This is a genomic window from Desertihabitans brevis, assembly GCF_003327535.1.
Classification (GTDB): Bacteria; Actinomycetota; Actinomycetes; order Propionibacteriales; family Propionibacteriaceae; genus Desertihabitans; species Desertihabitans brevis.
The window spans coordinates 395138-411631 of the sequence record NZ_QOUI01000001.1; the positions used below are offsets into that span (position 1 = coordinate 395138).

The 16494-nt window shown below is 65.0% G+C and carries 10 protein-coding genes and 1 pseudogene; 9 read left to right on the forward strand and 2 right to left on the reverse strand.

Annotation, left to right across the window (positions count from 1 at the left end):
* Positions 1–143 precede the first annotated feature (143 nt).
* From DT076_RS01780 to DT076_RS01800, 5 genes are read left to right on the forward strand one after another with little or no spacing between them, the layout of a single operon-like run.
* Positions 144–2474 carry an ATP-binding protein gene (locus DT076_RS01780; RefSeq protein ID WP_114124910.1) on the forward strand — a complete coding sequence of 777 codons (2331 nt, stop codon included), beginning with the start codon at positions 144–146 and terminating at the stop codon, positions 2472–2474.
* A complete protein-coding gene (locus DT076_RS01785) occupies positions 2471–4126 on the forward strand; it encodes a DEAD/DEAH box helicase family protein (protein WP_114124911.1) in 1656 nt (551 codons plus the stop codon). Before DT076_RS01780 ends, DT076_RS01785 begins: the two co-directional genes overlap by 4 nt.
* Positions 4123–4731, forward strand: coding sequence for a hypothetical protein (locus DT076_RS01790; protein WP_114124912.1), 609 nt, complete (start codon positions 4123–4125; stop codon positions 4729–4731). The genes DT076_RS01785 and DT076_RS01790 overlap by 4 nt, the downstream gene beginning before the upstream one ends.
* Positions 4728–5996 (forward strand): DNA cytosine methyltransferase, encoded by a 1269-nt coding sequence (locus tag DT076_RS01795; RefSeq protein WP_114124913.1) that lies wholly within the window; start codon positions 4728–4730, stop codon positions 5994–5996. Before DT076_RS01790 ends, DT076_RS01795 begins: the two co-directional genes overlap by 4 nt.
* Before the next feature lie 41 nt (positions 5997–6037).
* The gene (locus DT076_RS01800) at positions 6038–6490 is read left to right on the forward strand and encodes a very short patch repair endonuclease (protein ID WP_199538883.1); all 453 of its coding nucleotides are present in this window, start codon (positions 6038–6040) and stop codon (positions 6488–6490) included.
* Between the two features lie 20 nt (positions 6491–6510).
* Here the strand turns inward: DT076_RS01800 and DT076_RS01805 are convergent, their stop codons facing one another.
* On the reverse strand, positions 6511–7584 hold the full coding sequence (locus tag DT076_RS01805; protein WP_199538884.1) for a tyrosine-type recombinase/integrase: 1074 nt from the start codon (positions 7582–7584) through the stop codon (positions 6511–6513).
* Between the two features lie 266 nt (positions 7585–7850).
* On the opposite strand from DT076_RS01805, the gene DT076_RS01810 reads away from it, so the two are divergent.
* The 4 genes and pseudogenes from DT076_RS01810 (at position 7851) to DT076_RS01825 (ending at position 15548) form a co-directional block, all read left to right on the forward strand.
* On the forward strand, positions 7851–8651 hold the full coding sequence (locus DT076_RS01810) for an FRG domain-containing protein (protein WP_114124915.1): 801 nt from the start codon (positions 7851–7853) through the stop codon (positions 8649–8651).
* Positions 8648–9796 (forward strand): DUF262 domain-containing protein, encoded by a 1149-nt coding sequence (locus DT076_RS01815; protein WP_114124916.1) that lies wholly within the window; start codon positions 8648–8650, stop codon positions 9794–9796. Before DT076_RS01810 ends, DT076_RS01815 begins: the two co-directional genes overlap by 4 nt.
* Positions 9797–10086: 290 nt before the next feature.
* Positions 10087–11333, forward strand: a pseudogene (locus DT076_RS01820) (IS256 family transposase).
* A 96-nt stretch (positions 11334–11429) separates the two neighbouring features.
* On the forward strand, positions 11430–15548 hold the full coding sequence (locus tag DT076_RS01825; RefSeq protein ID WP_114124917.1) for a dsDNA nuclease domain-containing protein: 4119 nt from the start codon (positions 11430–11432) through the stop codon (positions 15546–15548).
* A gap of 363 nt (positions 15549–15911) precedes the next feature.
* On the opposite strand, the gene DT076_RS01830 is transcribed toward DT076_RS01825, so the two are convergent.
* Entirely contained in the window at positions 15912–16493 is a 582-nt protein-coding gene (locus DT076_RS01830) for a dihydrofolate reductase family protein (protein ID WP_114124918.1), read from the reverse strand.
* Position 16494 lies beyond the last annotated feature (1 nt).

Here is a 16494-nt window from a genome sequence, read left to right on the forward strand (position 1 = left end):
CGTCGGACCTATCGGCGAAGCGGCGATGTCCGCAGCCCTCGGTAACCTTGGGTCAGCGGGGTCGTCGTTCGGCCTTGAGCCGGCCCATCGCCAGCCTCACTCGTCGTGGACGAGCGCGCCACGGATGAGAGAGGTGATGGAGCGTGACCGACGTGGTTCCGGACACCATCAACGTGCAACCGCACCCGCGACTGCTCAGCGTCCTCGGCGACATCGAATTCGCGCCCTGGCAGTGCATCGCCGAGCTGGTCGACAACTCTTTCGACGAGTTCCTCCGCAATCCTCCGGAGGATGACGCGCCGACCGTCTGGGTGACGCTTCCGGCACGCAACAGCACCCCGAAGGACGGCGAGGTGTGGGTCAAAGACAACGGTCCTGGAATGACCCTCGATCAGCTCAACAACGCGCTACGCGCCGGATGGACGAGCAACGACCGCTTCGGGCAGCTCGGGCTCTTCGGTGTCGGCTTCAACATCGCCACCGCGCGCCTGGGGCAGGTCGCGGTCGTCCGCACAGCCCGTGCCGAAGACCCTCACTGGACCGTCGTCACCATCGACCTCAAGGCGCTCGCCGCAGGCACCGACTTCGCGTTGCCCGTGGTCACCGAGCCCAAGAGCACGGGCGGTGAGCATGGCACCGAGATCGTCATCCGCAATCTCAAGCAGGAGCACCACCAGACCGTCAGCAGGGGGCAGTCGAAGATCAAGCAGATCCTCGGCGACATCTACAGCTACCTCCTGTCGACCCGGGGCTTCCGCCTCATCGTCGACGGCGAACTCGTCAAGCCGAGGCTGCCTTGCGTGTGGGACAAGAGCCGGTTCGTCGTCCGCAACAACGAGCGCATCCCGGCCATCTTCGACATCGACGAGCGGCTGCCGGAGCGTCGCGTTTGCATGGATTGCGGCGAGTGGCAGGAAGTCGGCGACTCGACCTGCGAATACTGCGGCAGCGGACGCGTCGAGACGCGCGAACGGCGCATCTGGGGATGGGTCGGCATCCAGCGATACATCCATTCCTCGGACTTCGGCATCGACTTCATCCGCAACGGCCGCAAGATCCTCGTCCGCAACCGGAGCCTGTTCAACTGGGATGACCCCGACGATCCGACCGGCAGCAGTGAAATCGAGTACCCCATCGAGTTCCCCCGAGGCCTCGGCCGGATCGTCGGAGAGATCCACATCGACCACGTCCGCGTGAACTACCAGAAGAACGCGTTCGAGTACGACACGCCGGAGTGGAAGCGGGTCGTCCGCGTCCTCCGTGGCGACGGCCCCCTGCGCCCCAAGATCGGTCAGCGCCTCGGATACGGCCCCAACTCCTCGCCGCTCGCACAGCTCTTCACCGGCTACCGCACCAACGAACCGGGACTCAAGGATCTGATCCCTGGCAACGGCACCGCTCCGTTGCACGAACTCGCCCGCGAGTGGGCGGACAAGTTCCGCAAGGGCGACCCCGAGTACCAGACCGACGAGAAGTGGCATCAGGCGGCCGAGCAGCACCTGGAACTCAAAGAAGCTGCCAAGGAGCCGCCGGCGACCGGCGCGGACTCCGGCGGCGACATACTTGCGACCAAGGGCCTGCTGCCGAACGCGCCGGCGACGCCGCCGACGCCACCCTCGCCGCCGACGCCCGTCGAGAGCGAGGACGATCGGCGTGCGAAGTGGCGCTCCAGCGCTACGCCGCTCCCGGATCTCGACGCGAGCTTTGGTCTGCCCGGCCACGGTGCTCCGCTCCAGGTGCGGTCATGGCTGGTGCGCGGCCACCGCATCACGCGCCCGAACGAGACCGGACCCGTACCCGTGTACGTCGCATCCGGCAAGGGCGCGCAGGTCGACGTCTTCATCGACGCCGAGCACCCGATCTTCGTCGACTTCGCCGTCGACACCCGCGACCTCGTCGTGATTGAGCTGGCGGACTTCCTGCGTGTGCGCGACAACTCCAGCCGCGCAATCTCCGCGATCTTCGCCGATCTCAAGGACAAGTGCCTGCCCGATCACCGAATCGCCGGCCCCTTCCTCACTGACCTCGCGGCACGCACTCTCAATCGCATCCGCGAGGCCATGCAGCCGGTCGTCGCAGGCAACGCCGCCGGCTACTGGAGCCTGCTCTCCGCAGACGATCAAGGTGCCGCCGAGAGGCTGTTCGCCGTCGAAGGGGGATCCGCGAGCTGGGAGGACGTGACCGCGTCCGGCGAGTGGGTCGGCTACGTCCCCGGCGCCGCGCTAGTACATCTGGTCGAGCAGCGCCCCGAGGCGTTCCTCGACGGCCGCGTGTTCCGCAGCTCCTACCAGCCGCTCGGCACAGCATCGGCCAAGCGCGCGTCCGCAGACCGCGTCGTCGACCTCCTCGGTGACGTCGCTACGCTCGCCGATGTCCCCGCACGGCGCAGCCCCGAAGAACTCCAGCGCGGCCGGCTCGCCTGTCTCCTCCTCTCCCAGGAGATCGTGGAGGCCGTAGAGGAGGACGTGGCGTGACCTCCTTCCTCGCACCCAGGCGTTTGCTGGATGGTGGGCCGAACCGATTCACCCGCCAGGTCGAGCGGCTCATGAGTCTGCTCGGATTCCGTGACGTGGTGAACATCGACGGCCCCGGAGACCACGGAGGCGACCTACTCGGAACTTTCAACGGCCAGCTCTGGGTTGTGCAGACCAAGTGGAAGAACAAGGGCGCGGTCGATCGCTCCGGAGTCGATGAGGTCTCCGCCGCTTTCGAGCACTACGGCGCCAGCAAAGCCGTCGTCGTGACGAACACCAAGCCGTCGTCGGACGCGGAGCAGCGCGCCACCGAACTCCTCCGACTCGGACGAACCGTCGATTTCTGGAACGGGCAGGATCTCCAGGGCCTCTTCGATGCCGCGACGGAGAACACGCCGATCGTCCTGCGCGACTACCAAGACGCGGCAGTCTCCGCGCTCTGGTCCGATCTGCAGTCCCGTCGACGCGCTCTGCTGATCCTCGCCACCGGCCTCGGCAAGACCGTCGTCGGAGGAGAGATCGTCGGCCGCTACCTGCGCGAGAATCCCGACCAGGACGTCCTCGTCGTCGCCCACACGAAGGAACTCGTCAACCAGCTCGAACGCGCGCTATGGCGTCATCTGCCCAAGCGCGTACCGACGCAGGTCCTCACCGGCGACGAGCGGCCCACGTCGCTCTCCGGCGTCACCTGCGCGACGACCTCCAGCGCGCTCGGCGCCGTCCTGCGCGGGTGGAAGCCCGGCCTCGTCATGATCGACGAGACCCACCACGTCGGCGCGGACGGCCAGTACGACCGTCTGCTCGACGAGTTGAAGCACAGCCTCCAATTCGGCGTCACCGCGACGCCTTGGCGAGGCGACAAGTACGACATCGAAAGCAGGTTCGGCGCCGCCAGCTTCAAACTCGGCATCGAGGACGGCATGCGCCGCGGCTATCTCGCCACCGTGGACTATCGCCTCTTCGTCGACAACATCGACTGGGACGTCGTGCGCGAAGCCAGCCTCAACAACTACTCGATCAAGGAGCTCAACTCGCGGCTCTTCCTCACCCAGCGCGATGAGGCGGTCGTTGACGCGCTCAAGGAGGCGTGGAACGCCAACGTGGCGCCGCGCGCGATCGTGTTCTGCCAGACGATCGAACACGCCGAACGGATGGAGCAGCTACTCCGCAAGCTCCCGGAATGGGCTGGCGCGGCAGCGCTCCATGCGGGCATGCACAAGCGCGAGCGTCAGCAACGGCTTCTCGACTTCCGTGCGGGACGAGTGCCGATCCTCGCTGCGGTCGACATTCTGAACGAAGGCGTCGACGTCCCCGACGTGAACATCCTCGCGTTCGCCCGGGTGACCCACAGCAGGCGCATCTTCGTCCAGCAGCTCGGCCGCGGCCTCCGCCTGCGGGAGGGCAAGGAACGCGTCCTCGCGCTCGACTTCGTCTCCGACATCCGCCGCGTCGCAGCGTTGCTCAACATGCGCCGCCAGCTCGAAGCCACCGACGTCGAGGTTCTCCCGTCCGTCCCGCAGCCAAGCATCCAGTTCAACGACCTCCGAGCCGAGAGCCTGCTGGAGCAGTGGATCCTCGACGCCGCCGACCTGGAGACCGCCAACGACGAGGCGCGTCTCCAGTTCCTCGACCCGGACGTCCTGCCGGCATGACACGGGACACCCTGGTACCGGAAGCCCAGCTCGCCGACGTCGTGACCGCTCTTTACGAGGACGCGAACGCCAGGAACTGGAGCCACCTGCCGCCTCGCGACCGCAGCCAGGCGTACAGCGCGTGGGTCGAAGACCCACGCGTCGGCGCCATCCTCACCAAGTACATGAGCCCGGAAGCCGCCCGCGCCTGGATCAAAGACGGCCCCATGAAGGAGTACGCCCGTGCGCTCCGCGGCATGGGACGATACGCCAGGTTCGGCAACTCCGGTGGGACGACGGCCCAGGACATCATCCGCGCGGCTCTCGGCGAAGGGTGGGCGCTCGTCGAAGGAACCGACGGCATCAAGCCGTTCCACGCGCAGGCGGTGAGCCACGACGACGGTGCTTTGGCATATCTCGCGTGGGACGAAGCGCGGAACTTCAAGAACCTCGTCTGGGCGGCGCTCCGTGCGAGCGTCGATCTCGGCGTCGCAGGTCACGTCATCGTCACGGAGCCGCCCGGAACAGCGACTACGCGAGACGCCGCAGAGGCACATGCCGCGATCACGAAGCGTTGCGGGCTCGCCCTCCACTATGTCCGCGAACAGCTCGGAAGTGCCCGATGAGCAACCAGGCGCTGAACTCCGTCGAGATCTTCGCAGGCGGCGGCGGGATGGCGCTCGGCATGCGGCAGGCAGGCTTCACGCACGAAGCGCTCGTCGAATGGTGGGCGCCCGCGGCGAAGGTGCTCCGCCACAACGCGGAACGAGACTCAACGCTCTGGACGAAGGAGCACGTCTTCGAGAAGGACGTCCGCGAGACGACCGAGGAACTCGCCGAACTCGGCCCGATCAACCTCGTCGCCGGCGGGCCGCCGTGTCAGCCGTTCTCTCTCGCCGGCACCGGTGCCGGTCACTCGGATGACAGGAACATGTTCCCCGCCGCGCTCGACATCGTCAGACAGCTCATGCCCGACTATGTCGTCTTCGAGAACGTCCCCGGTCTGACACGTCCGTCGTTCGCGCCCTATCTGGACTACGTGAAAGACCAGCTGAGGCGCCCCACGATCACCCCGAAGGACGGGGAGCTTTGGAACGAGCACCATGCACGGATTCGCGCCAGCAGGCTGAAGGAGCTCTACCGCGTCTACCAGGAAGAGATCGACGCCGCCGACGTCGGCGTCGCACAGAGCCGTAAGCGCATCTTCCTCGTCGCAGTCCGCGCCGATCTGAAGAACGCCGGCTCCTGGCCGGGCATCACGCGCACCCATAGCAGGGACGTCCTGCTGCACCAGCAGTGGATCACCGGGACGTATTGGAACCGCCACGGGCTCGACAAGCCCCAGGCCGTGCCGGAACGGCTCAACGCGCAGATCGAGCGGATCAAGAAGACCGGCGTGCCCGACGACCGGCTGCCGTGGAAGACGCTCAGGGACCTGCTCGCCGACGTTCCCGAGCCCGCCGCCGAGAACGCGCCAGAGGACTGGCCGAATCACATCGCCATCCCGGGCGCGAGGACGTACGCGAAGCACAACGGCAGCCCGCTCGACATGCCGAGCAAGACGATCAAAGCCGGAGTGCACGGGGTGGCCGGCGGCGAGGCGATGCTGCGCGAACTCGACGGCACCGTCCGATACCTCAGCATCCGGGAGGCGGCCCTGGTGCAGGGGTTCCCCCAGGACTACGAGTTCCCGGGGGTCCGGAGCCGCGTCATGGGCGTGATCGGCAACGCGGTCGCCGTCGACGTCGCCGCGCAGGTCGGGCAGACGCTCGTTGCGCTTCGAGCCGAGCAGGAAGAACAGACCGAAGACAGCGCTGGCACGACCGAAGTCGTCGACGACCTCGACGCAGAGGCTCGCATACCGACCGCACGAACGGCAGCGATTGCCTGATTCCGGGGCTCGACCTCGAAGACCGAGGTAGCGTCGAACACATGACAGCGATCACGGAGTCATGGGCGTCGACCCCGGGCACCGCGAAGTCGATGCGCTCCAACCGCGGCCGTGACACGTCGCTCGAGCTCCGTGTGCGCCGCGAACTCCACCGGCGAGGTCTCCGCTATCGGGTGGACGTCGCGCCGCTTCATGGCCTTCGCTCGCGGGCCGACATCGTGTTCACCCGGAGACGCATCGCCGTGTACCTCGACGGCTGCTTCTGGCACGGATGCCCGACACATGGCGTCATCCCCATCGCTCACTCCGACTACTGGCAGCCGAAGCTCGCCAGGAACAAGGAACGCGACGCACAAGCGACGCTCGCCCTTCAGGAGGCCGGCTGGATCGTTCTCCGATTCTGGGAGCACGAGGGGACCGCAAGTGTCGTGGCAGCCATCAGCTCCGAGGTAGGAGACCGATCGGTTTCAGCACCTGCCGCAAGCGGCCCATGACGCCAGCGGCTGTCGTTTTCTCAGCGTGACGGTCGATCCTTCGAGAATGCGTGATCCAGCAGGGTCGCAGTGATCGGATCGACCGCCTCGCTTCGGCGGATGCAGTGCTGCAGTGTGATCCTCGGATCCGTATGCCCGAGTAGTGCGGCCGCCAGTTCGACGCCCGCGCGCTCGTTGATCGCGGTCGCCGCAGTGCGTCGGAACATGTGAGGCGTGACCCCTTCGATGCCCGCGAGATCCAGCACGTGCCGGAGCTGGCGACGGACGTTGTTCGTCGTCAGCGGCGTCTCGTCTCGGGTCGCGAACACGAGGTCGTCGTCCCCGATCCTGCCTCGCTGTGCGAGCCTCGAACGCAGCGCCTCTGCCGAGAACGACGGCAACGCGACGACCCTGCGCGAGCGCGCCGTCTTCGGATGGTCCTGTCTGATCGTCGGCACGCCGCGGCGGCTGACGATGGTCCCGGCGATTCGCGTCGTCGCAGGCGATGAGGCTAGATCCACGTCTCGACGCCGCAGTGCCAGCACCTCCCCGATGCGTGCCGACGTGCCCAGCATGACTTCGATGATGGCGCCGAGCTGACCGTCCGGCCGGGGACCCGACTTGCTCAGACCCGACTCCCAATGCCGGACGGCCGCACGTACCGCATCGACCTCCTTCGGTGTCAACGCCTCCGGGAGATTCGGCTCGCGATGCAGGCGGCTCACATGATCCATCGGGTTCCGTGGCAGGACCTCATGTCGCACCGCGAGTCCGAGCGCCAACCGCAGAACGACCCGCGCCTGCTTCGCCTTGCTATGGCTCTCCCGCGCCAGCCCTTTCAGGAACCAGTCGCAGCGGGCGACACCGACCTCCCGGAGGGTGAGGTTCTCGAAGGCGGGAGTCACCAGCCCTCGCATGTTCCGTTCGTAGAGCTGCATGGTCGTCAACGAGAGGCGACCCTCCAACTCCATGTCCGCCAACCAGTAGTCGACGAGCGCGGGAAAGCCGCTGTCCGGCGTGAGCTCGGATGGACCCGGCTGGAACAACGACCTCTTCGACAGCTTCGCCTTCAGTGCCCGCTCGGCGGAAGCCGGGCTGTCCGCTGTCGCCGACACCTGGCGGCTGGCGCCATCCCAATCCCGATACCTGGCACTCGCAACAAAGCGCCCCGAGTCTGTCGTCCCGACATGGACCTTCCCGCACGTTCCGATCGGAGTCCGCGGCCTACCCATGAAGCGAACAGCAGGATCGGCACTCCGAAAGAGGACAGCGGGGAGGGCATGATTTCAGCACGATCCGCCACGCTACCGAGGGCACCGCCCCCGGACGGGCCGGCACGCGCTGCACAGCGAGGAGCCTGGCGGCTGATAACTTGACGAACGTGACCGTTGACGTCGAAGCCGGTGAGTCGGCTGCCGCCTCGCCTGAACGCCGGACCATCGCCAGCGTCGAGGATCTGATGCAGGTTCTCGAACCCATCACCGCAGATGGACGCGAGGTCTGGTATCGCGGCCACCGCGACCATACTTGGGAGCTTCAGGCTTCGGCGTTCAGGAAGCCGGAGCACCGTGAAAATGAACGCGTCATGCTGGCCCGGTTTCGTCAGGAAGCCGCCACTGCGGGCCTGCAATATGCATTCGACGAGTGGGGCTGGACAACATTTGCACAGCACCACGCACTTCCAACACGGCTTCTCGACTGGTCGCAGAGCCCCCTCGTCGCGTTGTTCTTCGCCAGCGAGCCGAATCCCTCTGGGGCGATCGACGAAGTGGATGGCGAGTTCTTCCTCATCCATCCAAACGACCTAAACGAAGAGGCCGGGGATGCCGACGGGGGACATCCTCACCTGCTGTCGGACTCTGACATCACGCTCAAGGACTACCTGCCTGGTCGCGACAGCGAGAACAGGCGGAAGCCGAGAGCCGTCGTTGCTCCGCTGATCTTCGACCGGATTCGATTCCAGACGGGAACATTCACGTTGACTCAGCTGCCGTCGCCCGGAGCCGATCAAGAACCTCTGCGGAAGGCTCGGTCGCTTCAATCCTTCATCGTTCCGACGGCCAGCAAGGCGGCTCTCCGAGAGCAGCTCGGTGTGCTCGGCTTCAACGAAGTCTCGATCTATAGGGACCTCGACCGGATCGCGAAGCGCATCAAGGCCGTCTACGGCAGGAACGCCGCATGAAGATTCGCACCGCACTGATTCCGGAGCTCACGGTCGCAAAGTTCCGGCGCATGAAGGACGTAGTCGACCTCAACCCGCCGTATCAACGCGAAGGCGGCATCTGGGGAATCGATACTCGTGCAGGGCTGATCGACTCGATCCTCAACGGACTCGATGTTCCCAAGCTCTATTTCGAGAAGGAGTCCAGCCGCCGTCTTACACCGGCCGGCCTCACGTACCAGTACGCGGTGATCGATGGCAAGCAACGTCTCGAAGCCATCACCAGTTTTCTGTCCGGCGAGCTGAGGCTGGCCGATGACTTCCGATACTTCGAGGATGAAAACGTACGAGCCGAACGGCTGACTCTCACCGAGCTTCAGGAACGGTATCCCACGGTCGCGCAGCGCTTCCTTGACTACGAGCTCCCGATCGTCAGCGTCACATCTGACAGCGGCGACCTGATCGAGGAGATGTTCCAGAGACTCAACGCGTCATCCTCTTTGAACGCTGCCGAGCGCCGTAACGCGATCTCCGGGGCAACTCGCGAATCGGCGAACGAGCTCGCCCGTCACGGTCTTCTTCTCAGCCGTTCCCCGATCAAGAACGCACGATACAAGTACCGTGAGCTCGGGGCGAAGTTCCTAGCGATCGAGCATCAGCTAGATACGAGGAATCGCCTCTCTGATACGAAGGCTGACACCCTCCACAGACTGTTCGTAGCGACGCATGGAGACAATCCGAGCATCAGCAAGACCAAGATGCGCGAGTACCAGACGGCCGCGACGGCAACGCTTGATCGCATGCTTCCTGCCTTCGTGGACAACGACCCGCTCCTCGCATCGATCGGCACGGTCGTCGTCTATTACCTCGTCTTCCGGGATCCAGTGGTTGCGGCAGCCGCGGATCGAGAGAAGCTTCAGGAGTTTGAAGACCTCCGGCGTGAGGCCTCTCGCCTCGCCGAAGACGCGGCTGGGTACCCGCGACCGGCCAATGTCCGCCTTCGGGAGTACAACGTGTTCGTTCAGTCCACGAACGACGGAAAGGCCCTCGAAAGACGGGCCCAGATACTCGGTGCCTTCCTGACAACTCGAACTGACGAAGACCCCCTTGTCGGACTCGACGGAGTCGGGGAGAGCGCTGAAGTTCCCGACGGCGACGAGAGCTAAGGAACCGTGCACTCGCAGACTTGGCTGACGGAAGACCACGCGGTTCGACAACAGGTGCCCGCTATGGATCAGCGGCTTGAGTCCTGGTGCTATTCGTGCGGTTGCTTCATAAGCATCGAGGAGAGGACAGTCGAGCACGTGCCCGCGAGGGTGTTCCTCGACCGTCAGTTGAGTCCCCGATAGTGGTGTAGCGCGGTCGCCGAAATCGTCCCCTGGCGTGGACGTGGGCGCGGCCACCGCGTGATCCTTCGAGTTCACCTCTCACAGCTCTCTCGAACGGAACCATCACGATGACCGCTCCTCACATTGTCGACCCCGCTGGCCTGCTTGGCGAAGCCCTGGCTGAGGCCAGCCCTGATCTGATGCGATCGCTGCTGCAGTCGATCATCAACGCGCTGTTGTCCGCCGATGCCGACGCGGTCGTTGGTGCGGAGTGGGGACGGCCCAGCCCAGGCCGTGCCGCACAGCGCAACGGCTACCGCCATCGCGACCTCGACACCCGCGTCGGCACGATCGATGTCGCGATCCCGAAGCTGCGCAAGGGCACCTACTTTCCCGAGTGGCTCCTCGAACGGCGTAAGCGTTCAGAGTCAGCGCTGATCACCGTCGTCGCGGACTGCGACCTCGCCGGGGTCAGCACGCGCCGGATGGACAAGCTGGTCAAGCAGCTCGGTATCGATGGCTTGTCGAAGTCGCAGGTCTCTCGGATGGCCGCCGATCTCGACTCCGTCGTCGAAGACTTCCGCCACCGGCCCCTGGGCGAGGCCGGACCGTTCACGTTCGTCACCGCCGACGCCCTCACGATGAAGGTCCGCGAAGGTGGCCGCGTGATCAACGCCGTCGTCTTGCTGGCCACCGGCGTCACGGCGACGGTCACCGCGAAGTCCTCGGAATGCGGGTCGCCACCGCCGAGACAGGGGCGGCGTGGAACGAGTTCTTCGCCGACCTCGTCGCTCGCGGCCTGGCCGGTGTCCGGCTCATCACCTCTGATGCCCACACCGGGCTGCGCGAGGCGATCTCAGCGAACCTGCCCGGTGCGGCCTGGCAGCGCTGCCGCACCCACTACGCGTTCAACCTGATGGGCGTCGCCCCCAAGAGCATGTGGCCCGCGGTCAAGGCGATGCTGCACAGTGTCTACGACCAGCCCGACGCCACCGCCGTCGACGCCCAGTTCGACCGCCTTCTCGACTACGTCGAGCAGAAGCTGCCCGCCGTGTTCGAACACCTCGACCGCGCTCGAGCCGATCTGCTGTCCTTCACAGCGTTCCCCAAGGAGATCTGGACCCAGATCTGGTCGAACAACCCCACTGAACGGCTGAACAAGGAGATCCGCCGGCGGACCGACGCGGTCGGGATCTTCCCCAACCGCGAAGCCATCGTCCGGCTCGTCGGTGCCGTCCTCGCCGAGCAGACAGACGAGTGGGCCGAAGGCCGCCGCTACCTCGGACTCGACGTCCTGACCCGCTCCCGCGTGAACATCGTGCCCACCACCGAACCCAACATCGACGCCAATGACCTACCCGCGCTGACCGCCTGACACCCCAAGGAACACGCAGCGCTACACCACCACCAGGGACTTGACCCGACCGTCTCCCAAAGGAGGCGAGTCGGAGGTCGCCAATACCATCAAGGCATGACTCGTCGACGCTCGGACCGCGCGAGCGCTGAGGCGCGTCGACGCAGCGACGCACAGCAACGCCTGGGAGATCACCGCGCGCGATCAGCACTTGTCACACCGTCGTCGGCCGAGGCGGAGACAGAACAACCGGCTGATTTGTGGGCCGCCTCTCGTTCCGGCGCTCGCGCCGGTCGCGGGTTTCGCTATCAGGATCTCGTTGCTGCGCTGGTCGTACTGACGCTGTGGTGCGAAGGCGAGGCGACCGCGGAGGTAGTTCCGGAGGGGTACGACGATATTTCGGTCCAATGCGCGGGCCGGTCATTGTTCATTCAAGTCAAGTCTCGGCGCGAAAGCGCCGGCAACTTCTCCGCGGCAGATCTGCGTAAGAACCTCCGCTCTGTTGCGGAGGCGTGGGCGAAGCGCAGAGACGCCGGACTGTCGACTGCAACAACACTCCTCATTGAGCGGCCGGTAACCGGTATTCCTGTGGCCGGGTGGGAGGGTGAGCTCCTGAAGGCGGGCCAAGCTGCAGGGCTCGAACTATCCGGCGAGTTGGCCAATATCTCCTTGGGAGACGCTGAGGCCAACGCAGCGTTTGCAGCCTCGCTCTCTGTCGCTGTCTGTCCTGACCCACACCAGCGAGCGGTTAGTCTCGTCACCGGGGCGAGGGATGTCCCGGAGTCGGTCGCGGAGATCATCGTGGCGACGATTTGCACTCAGATTGGCCGGGCGAGCGACGCCAACGCTGATGGGGACATAGCGAACCGCGCGGTCGTAGGCATAGCAGGTGTTGACAGCATCGTTGATCATGTGCTGGCGACCGTCGATCTCCAGCTGCTCGATGAGGCAAGGGCCTTGGGGGTTTGCGAGGCGATCGATTGGGAAACGTCAGCGGACGGATCGGACTTACGTCAGGGCGCGCACGTGGGAGCTCCTCATGTTGCTGCCGGCCTGCTTGTTCCTCGTCCTGACCTCACTCAGCGGGTGATAGAAATGGCCGAGGCCCGTCGCTTGGCAGTCATCGCGGGGCCGAGCGGTAGCGGTAAGAGCGCGCTTGCTTACGCCGCAGTGCACGGTACCCGTAGGTCGTATCGTTGGCAGCAGGTCCACTCGTTGGTGCCCGTGGGACGCACCGGTCGTGATGCGGTTGCGCTACTAGTTGCGCGCATCGAGTCCCTGCAACCGAGCGTCTATGCTCCGATCGGCATCCTGATTGATGACGCGGGGCGCCATGACCCAGGGCTACTTGACCGCCTGCTGCGGCGGCTTGCAGATCTGCCGAACGTGGTCACTATAGTTTCGATCCGTGAAGAGGATCGTTTTCCGGTTCCTCTGCTGTCGACCGTCGCTGCGGTTACGCCGATGCTTGATGACGCTTTCGCAGAGCTGCTCTGGCGTGACTATCGGGCCGACGGCCTCACCTCGTGGGTCGGCTGGCGGGAGCCAGCCGAGCGGGCAGGCGGCCTTCTTCTCGAGTACGTCACTTTGCTCACCGAAGGCGAGAACCTCGCCACCGTGGTCGCTGCGCAAGTCCGAGCGCGCGAGGCTGACCAGGACAGGCATCTCGAGCTTGAGATCCTCCGGATTGCATCATGCGCCAACCAGTACGGAGTGGCCGTTCCTGCGAATGCGATCCAGTCTGCGCTGGAGGTTAGCGATGGCGTGTTCACAGCCGCCACCCGTCGGCTAATCGACGAGCATCTCGTCGTTGAGGACTCCGGCAATCTCCTGCGGCCGCTGCACGAAATCCGCTCCGGCGCGCTCGCGCAGGCCAGTCATCCCTTCGGGCAACGCGAGACACTTGAGCGTCTAGTCGCGCTCGTGTCGAGTGCTGAACTTGCGCGATTCCTTCGGCGGGCACTCGACTCGGGGGCCGACTCGGTCACGATGATTCAAGCGGCAACGGCCCGCGTCTCACGCGACCGCGCCCTTCCGGTGCTCATCGCAGTTGCCTCTGCATTCCGCGCCGATGGACTGCGGCGGCGGGCAGGCGATTGGAAACACATTCTCGATGAATGTGGCGTCGATGCAGGCAATGCCGTCACCGCGTTCACGATGTCTCGCACCCAGCGACGCCCCGGCACCGAAGAGCTCTTCAAACCCGAGATCGCCACTGCGGTCGAGCGGCTTCGCAGTGTCGCGACCGATCCGGATTTGCAACCTCTCTGGCGAACACTCGACCCGAAGCTGGTCGGTGAACTCGTGACGGCCGCGGTTGAGGATGATGACGCAGGGCCGCTCCTCCTACAGGCGCTCACGGTGCTTCGCGGTTCTGACACGACGGTTCTAGAGGCCGCAACAGATGCAATCGGTGAACGACTGAAGGTATGGCCGTTGCATCAAGCAGCGGATATGACGGAAGCACTACGCCGCCTGGCGCCTGAACTCGCCGAACGCGCTGTCACCGTAGCCGGTGGCGAGCAGCTTCTCTTGCATCGAATCGCAACAGAGAAGCCGTGGCTGGCATCGCTGGAACGCGTCGAAGACGGCGTCGATGGTAAGTGGATCTTCATCGATGAAGAGTTGCAGCCAGACCAGAATGCGGCGATCGTCGAAGTTTGCCGACTCGCTCTTGCTCTCGCACCTACGGCGATGATTGCAAGGGTCAGCGCCGTCGATGCCTTCGGGCGTCTGATCAAAGTCGGTGACTACCCACTGGTCGACAAAGCGATTCCGCGGGAAAACCTGCCGCACACGCTCGAAGTCTCGGACAACAGAGCACAGGCTCGGGCCTTGGCTCGGCAATATGGCGCCAGGACACTAACCGCCAAACTCGCGGCCGAGGCTGATGCGCTCCGGGCGCTGATCGATCTTCTCCCTGAAGCCACCATCGCCCACCTAGGTGATCGGGCCGTCCCACAAGCGACCGTTCGTCGATTCGAGGCAGCGACGGCACTGCTTGCGGAGATGGATGCGCCTGCAGCAGAGGCCTACACCGATGAGGTGCCGGGCGCTCTTGGCGACTATCCCGATGAAAGCGCTGCAGTTACCGTCGCACGGTCGCTGCTTCAGTACGTTATCCCGGACCTCGCGCGAGCCGCTATAGCCGAGCGACGACCCGTTCCGGCAGCCGGGCTTCTCGACAGCTTGATGCCCAAGGTCGAAGCGTTGATCGAACTCGACCGGTACCGTTACCTCCCCGATCCGCCGGACTGCGCTCAGCTACTCGACTCTCTTCGCCAGCTGCGCATAGTCGCGTCTGCCAGTGCAGGAGCGGATACATCGATCCGCGCGTCCATGCGGGCGGCTGCTGGGCGACACACGGGAACAACTCGGATCTCCGCCGCAGCTATTGCCGCGACCGAACGCTCGTTCACAGCATTGAAGGACGAGGCTGAACGACTGCGACACGCACTCGCCAACGCAGGGTTCGAGGTCACCGTAGACCCAAGCCCCTCCGACCGCACGATGATGAGTTGGCCACCCGGAGATCTAGCGATAACTGTGGAAGGAGCGACCCTCCTCACTCACCTAAACGCTCTTGCGGCCCTCACGGATGCAGCACGCGATGCTGCCGAACAACCCGACCGCCGTATCTGGATTGGACTGCGCACAGACCACGGGTACCTTCCCGCCTCGATCTTCCAAGTTGCACATCAGGGGGTGCTGCCGCTCGGGGATCGCGAAGCGCCTTCCGCGTTTGCAGGCGAGATCGCTGCGACACCAATTTCCGGCCCTTATGGGACTTATCTCCAGCAAGGTCGTCGTCTCTCATCGATTGCTGCGATCATTGCGATTCGTGGGCTCACCCTGATCCCCGACGAGGAAGGCCAGGTTCTCGGAGATTCCTGGGACGGTCTTGTTGCCGTCAGAACGCAACTCGACGAACTCACCTCCGCTCATGCGGGAACCGAATACGTCGCCGCGCTCAGCAACATCTTGACGACCATCGGCGCGGCGATCACCGATGACCTGTCCACCGCAAAGGACGCGGCCGACCAAGGCCGGTCGGGGTGGGAAGAGATCGCGAGTTTGCAAAGCCCGCTACTGCTTGATGCGAACCAGGCGGCCACACCCGGCACCGATGCTGCAGTCGTCTATGGCACAGCGGTTGTCATTGCCGACATCGAGGACGATTTTGAGAATGCGGATGAACGCGTTGCACACATGCAGGAGCAGGCATCGAGCTCGTGAGCGCGCCGCGTCGAGATGGTCAGGACCGCTTGTCCGGGTCAACTGATTGGGTCGGACGCAGTGGTGTCACCGATGGTCAGCACGATGGATGGAGCCCATTTCAGCCTCGCCCGTAGTCTTTCGCACGGGGACCAAAAGGGGACCAGAATCATGCAAACCATGCATCTCGTGACGTGCTCTGCATGATCTGAGGCCCGGAATCACGCGGACTTCGGCTTCGACGACGCCGTCCAGGCGCCTGGGGGTCAAGGGGTCGCAGGTTCGAATCCTGTCAGCCCGACCGATCGACTGGCGCAAGCGCTGGTCAGAGCAGGACGGACCGCCCTCGCCGACGTGTCGGCGAGGGCGGTCCGTCGTCCGGTGTCACTGCGATGCCGAGCCGGAGGGTACGCGCTGGTAGACCGTCACGAGCACGCCCTCCCCGTAGGTGACCGCCTCGCTCAGCCGCCACGCGGTCTTGTCGGGCGTCGGTCCCCACAGGCTGCGGCCGTACCCCAGCACCACGGGGAACACCATCAGATGGATCTCGTCGACGAGGTCGTGTGCGAGCAAGGCCTGGACGAGCTGGATGCTGCCGGGGACCGAGATCTCGCCGTCCACCTCCGCCTTGAGCCGGGCGACCTCCTCGGCGAGGTCTCCGCCGAGCACGGTCGTGTTCGTCCATCCGGGGTCGCGGAGCGTGCGGGACACGACGTACTTCGGCATGCTGTTGTACTTGTCGGCGAGCTCGCCCGTGTACTGGGGCCAGGCCTGCGCGAAGCCCTCGTACGTGACCCGCCCGAGCAGCAGGGCCGACGACTGGAGCGCCTCCGTCTCCTTGAAGCGCTCGCCCTCAGGCCCGCGATCGAACTCGAAGCTCCAGTTCGGGTACCTGAACTGCTCACCGCCGGGGGCCTCCACGACGCCGTCGAGGGAGATGAACTCCGTCACCACGATGGTCCCCATG

Excerpts from the sequence above, each read along its gene's own strand:
- DT076_RS01790 (WP_114124912.1), top strand. The coding sequence starts at position 4,123 with ATGACACGGGACACCCTGGTACCGGAAGCCCAGCTCGCCGACGTCGTG.
- DT076_RS01795 (WP_114124913.1), top strand. The coding sequence starts at position 4,728 with ATGAGCAACCAGGCGCTGAACTCCGTCGAGATCTTCGCAGGCGGCGGC.
- DT076_RS01800 (WP_199538883.1), top strand. The coding sequence starts at position 6,038 with ATGACAGCGATCACGGAGTCATGGGCGTCGACCCCGGGCACCGCGAAG.
- DT076_RS01815 (WP_114124916.1), top strand. The coding sequence starts at position 8,648 with ATGAAGATTCGCACCGCACTGATTCCGGAGCTCACGGTCGCAAAGTTC.
- DT076_RS01825 (WP_114124917.1), top strand. The coding sequence starts at position 11,430 with ATGACTCGTCGACGCTCGGACCGCGCGAGCGCTGAGGCGCGTCGACGC.
- DT076_RS01830 (WP_114124918.1), bottom strand. The coding sequence starts at position 16,493 with ATGGGGACCATCGTGGTGACGGAGTTCATCTCCCTCGACGGCGTCGTG.